Annotated in this window: 4 protein-coding genes; 2 read left to right on the forward strand and 2 right to left on the reverse strand. The window is 56.7% G+C overall.

What is annotated here, in order from left to right; translation table 11 throughout:
- Positions 1-106: 106 nt before the first annotated feature.
- Both ACH2EH_RS18530 and ACH2EH_RS18535 read left to right on the forward strand, forming a co-directional pair.
- Positions 107-676: a peptidylprolyl isomerase gene (locus ACH2EH_RS18530; RefSeq protein WP_395143945.1), complete on the forward strand. Its 570-nt coding sequence runs from the start codon at positions 107-109 to the stop codon at positions 674-676.
- A complete protein-coding gene (locus ACH2EH_RS18535) occupies positions 677-2,224 on the forward strand; it encodes an ABC-F family ATP-binding cassette domain-containing protein (RefSeq protein ID WP_395143946.1) in 1,548 nt (515 codons plus the stop codon).
- Here the strand turns inward: ACH2EH_RS18535 and ACH2EH_RS18540 are convergent.
- A complete protein-coding gene (locus tag ACH2EH_RS18540) occupies positions 2,221-2,583 on the reverse strand; it encodes a hypothetical protein (RefSeq protein ID WP_394793008.1) in 363 nt (120 codons plus the stop codon). The two genes, ACH2EH_RS18535 and ACH2EH_RS18540, sit on opposite strands and share 4 nt — an antisense overlap.
- Before the next feature lie 38 nt (positions 2,584-2,621).
- Positions 2,622-3,418: enolase C-terminal domain-like protein (locus tag ACH2EH_RS18545; protein WP_395143948.1), on the reverse strand; the 797-nt coding region annotated here is incomplete at its 5' end.

A 3,418-nucleotide genomic window follows, 5' to 3' on the forward strand; every position in this document is an offset into this window, starting at 1 on the left:
TTCGAACTCCCAGGAGGCGTTTGAAGTCCTCATCGTTGGTTTTGTCTACTTCTGAATCAAGCATGCAAAAAGATTACCCTACTTTTGCAAGAGGTATAATAGGCGCATGCAAAAGGCTAAACTTCAAAATCCGGCGGCGCTCAAAGAGAAAGCCCCGGCAAAGTTCAAGGTACAGTTCCAGACGACCAAGGGTATTTTTATCATGGAGGCCACTCGTGCGCTCTCTCCCAATGGTGCGGATCGCTTTTACAATTTGGTGAAGAACGGATTCTTTGATGGCATCAAGTTCTTTCGTGTGGTTCCAGGCTTTGTGGTACAGTTCGGCATTCACGGCGACCCGAGCCTTGCGGGCAAGTGGCTGGAGAGCAATATCCAGGACGATACGGTCAAGGGCAGCAACAAGCGTGGGACACTGACATTCGCCAAATCTGGTGCGCCCAACTCGCGCTCGACCCAGCTCTTTATCAACCTGGTAGACAATGCCCGGCTTGATCAGATGGGCTTCTCGCCGTTTGCCACCGTGGTGAAGGGCATGGAAGTTGTGGATAAGCTCTACGGCGAGTACGGTGAGCAGATCACGCAGCTCCAAGGCCAGATCGCGGCGGAGGGCAATAAGTTTCTGGAGAAGAACTACCCGAAGCTGGATGCCATTAAAACGGCAAAGCTGATCAAGTAGTTGAGCCTCCTGCGCCTGCACGGCGTCACCGTGCGTTTCGACGACCGGCAGGTGCTACGGGAGGTTTTCTTTAAGCTTGCCAAAGGGGAGCGGGTCGGACTGATCGGGCAGAATGGAACGGGAAAAACCACACTCATTCGGCTCTTTCTGGGCGAGCTCGCTCCCACCGAAGGCAGAGTGGAGCAAGAAGCGGGCCTCAAAGTGGGGTATTTCTCGCAGTTCTCCCAGCTTGACAGCACACAAACCGTCGAGGAAGTACTTGGTGAGGTGCTTGCCGAGCCACGCGCCATTGAGGCCGAGCTAGAGGCAATTGGCACTCAGTTTGCCGATGAGGGCGCGGACTTAGAGGTTTTACTAGAGCGCCAGGCGGAGCTGCTGGAGCGTATGGAGGTACTCGACGGCTGGAACTGGCAGGTTGCGGTGGAGACGGTGCTAGGCAAGCTCGGATTTAACGCCGAGCACCGAACGCGGCCTATTTCCCAGCTCTCGGGCGGCTGGCGCAACCGTGCAGCGCTGGCCAAGATTCTTCTGGAAGCGCCTGAGGCGCTCTTACTGGATGAGCCCACGAACTATTTAGATGTCGAGGGCGTCGCGTGGCTGGAGGAGTGGCTCCGGGAATTTCCGGGAGCCGTGCTTCTTGTCTCCCACGACCGCCAGTTTTTAGATCGCGTCGTCACCCGCATTGTGGAGCTAGAGAACTACCGTCTGACCGACTACGCGGGCAACTACTCCGACTACATCCGCGAGAAGCCGTTTCGCCTCAAGACCAGTGAGCGCCAATTTCTCCACGAGGAAGAACTGCTGCTTCTCGAAGCTGAGGCGCTTAAAGAGCACAAGGAGCGGCGGGAGCGCAAGCTGGCGGACTTGAAAAAGCGTGTCACGCCGCGCCCCGCGCAGATTTTGATCACCGAGATTTATGAGGGCCTCCATGTCCGCGATAATCTCATGCGGGCGGAGGATATTTGCAAAGCCTACGGCGGGCAGACACTCTTCACGAATCTCACCCTGGAGCTACACGGTGGCGAGCGCCTGGCGATTGTCGGGCGCAACGGCAGCGGTAAGTCTACGTTACTCAGAGTCTTGACGGGCGAGGAAGCTCCAGACTCAGGGATGGTGCGCTGGGAGGGTGGCGTGAAAGCGGTGCACTTTAATCAGCTCTTAGAGAATCTTGATCCCAAGGACATGCTCTCGCACGCCATCAATACGTTTGGACTCGCGTTTCATGCGCCGCGCAAGCATGTCCATAAGTTTTTAGAGATGCTGAGATTCTCGGAGATGGACCGCATGCAGCGGCTCGGGACGCTCTCGGGCGGCCAGAAGTCCCGTGTCGCGCTGGCCCAGTGTTTGCTCTCCGGCTCTCCCGTGATTATCTTAGACGAGCCCACGAACCACTTAGACATGCCCAGCATTCAAGTGATGGAGCAGGCCTTGATCCACTTCCCCGGCGCGGTCATCGTCGTCAGCCACGATAGGTTCTTTTTGGACAAAGTCGCCACCCGCAGACTGATCTTTGAGGGCGAGGGCAAACTGCGCGAAGAGAGCGCTTAGTAGTTCACCCCAAATTGGGTCAATAACTCTCCCCACGAGGGTGCTGGCTCATGGACAGCACATGCCTGTAGAGTCGCAGCTCCGATGCTTTCGACACGGCGATCCAGTGTTTCTGAGATCGCCTCGCTTCGTCGAAACTCCTCAGTGCTATCGAAGCCATCCTGCATCAACAGGCCAATTCCTGGGTAGCAGCCCAAATAGCAAATGGGTATTAATTCAAAGGTTCGCCCCTGGATAAGTTGAGGCACCCACTCAGACAACTGACGGAGAAGGTATGCCAAGCAACGCAGTGCCCCATCGTAATCTCCCTGCATCGCATCCACAAATTCAGGAGTGATGATCTGGTAGCTTTTTCTCATTCTTCCGTAAGAGTTAGTGGTGTGCTCATAGGGTTATTTTACCAGTCGTGGACGGAGCCGTCGGCGCGGCGGCAGACGGGCAGGTAGTTGCGCTGGTAGGGGTATTTCTTGGCTGCTTCCTCGTTGATATCGCAGCCAAGGCCGGGCTTCTCCGAGGGCCAGAGCTTGCCGTCTTTGTACTCGGGTGCGCCGGGAAAGACCTCGTGCACCACTTCCGGGAAGAAGACCATCTCCTGCACCCCGAAGTTAGGGATCGAGACGTCAATGTGTACGTTAGCGCAGTGGGTCGCTGGGCCGATATCACCGGGGCCGTGCCAGGCGGTCTGGATTTGGAAGGGCTCAGCAAGAACCGCGATCTTCTTCGCCTCGGTGATGCCGCCGATGTGCCCAATATCGCAGCGGATAAAGTCAATCAGCTGCTCAGTAAAAAGCGGCAAGCACTCGTACTTCGAGTGGAAGAGTTCGCCCATTGCCAGAGGGGTTGTCGAGGCATTTCGGACGAGGCGGAAGCTCTCCTTGTGCTCAGGCCGGAGTGCATCTTCGAGAAAGAACAAGTGGTAGGGTTCGAGCTCTTTGGCAAGGCGCGCCGCCTGAATGGGATTCAAGCGCTCGTGGACATCGTGGAGTAGATTTAGCTCATCGCCGAGCTTATCACGCAGGTAGGCAAACATCTTAGGGACGACTCTGAGATAGCTGGCAGGCTCCCAGTTGCCTTCCACGTGGGGCATCGAGCCGCCATCACCGCTACCTTTTCCCAGCCAGCTTGCGCTCGCCGCTTCTGCCGCACCGCCCATGCCGTAGGTAGAAGTGGCCCCCGGAACGGGGCACTGGACAC

It is taken from the genome of Armatimonas sp., from assembly GCF_043760365.1.
GTDB lineage: Bacteria > Armatimonadota > Armatimonadia > Armatimonadales > Armatimonadaceae > Armatimonas.

Coding starts and splice junctions, on each gene's coding strand:
- ACH2EH_RS18530 (WP_395143945.1), top strand. CDS start 107: ATGCAAAAGGCTAAACTTCAAAATCCGGCGGCGCTCAAAGAGAAAGCC.
- ACH2EH_RS18540 (WP_394793008.1), bottom strand. CDS start 2,583: ATGAGAAAAAGCTACCAGATCATCACTCCTGAATTTGTGGATGCGATG.